Here is a 616-nt window from a genome sequence, read left to right as displayed (position 1 = left end):
GCTTTCTTTTCCAAGGGGGTTGGGCGCTCCAGTTGATCTTTCCAGCCGACGCGGACGCACCAGTGCAAGGCCAGGGCCATGATGAGAAGCATCTTATCCAGGCGTTTCGCCTGTTCCAGGTGGCTTTCGGCCAACTCGAAGCCGCGCGATTTGAGGTCGGAGAACAGGGGTTCAATGCCCCAGCGCAACCCGTAGTCGAGTACGCGCGCTCGCGTAGGCGGACAATCCATGGCGATGATCCATGGTTCTGGGTGGCCAGGCTCATGCAAAATGCCGATTGCGGTCGGTACGCCTTCCGCAAACAGCGTGACTTGAGGCAGGTAGCGTTCGCGGCACCCTGCGGCCAATTCGCCTGTGGTGGTCAGTTCGCCTTGGCCGGTATCCACGGAGAAGTTGCTTTTGAGCCGAAATCGATACTGCCATCCCATCCTCTGCACATACCGCAGCAACTCCACCGTGCCGTAAAACCGGTCGGCCGACAGCAATACCGCCGCGCCAGTCGGGAGCCACTCCCGAATTTTATCCAGGAGTTCCCGTTGCGGTTCAAAACCCAGGTTGGCGGCGCCTTCTTCAACCCACCAAGCCAGTGGCAACGCCCGTTCTCCTATCCGCACAC

At 59.9% G+C, this 616-nt stretch carries 1 protein-coding gene; it reads right to left on the bottom strand.

The features are described 5' to 3' along the window. A partial coding sequence (locus CAPSK01_RS03480) for a transposase (RefSeq protein WP_337958533.1) occupies positions 1–593 on the bottom strand: 593 nt, incomplete at its 3' end. Between the last annotated feature and the right edge of the window lie 23 nt (positions 594–616).

Origin of the sequence: Candidatus Accumulibacter vicinus, assembly GCF_000584955.1 — a bacterium.
GTDB classification, from domain to species: Bacteria; Pseudomonadota; Gammaproteobacteria; order Burkholderiales; family Rhodocyclaceae; genus Accumulibacter; species Accumulibacter vicinus.
Note: the sequence above shows the minus strand (reverse complement) of the source record. Positions and strands in the feature narration are given on the sequence as shown.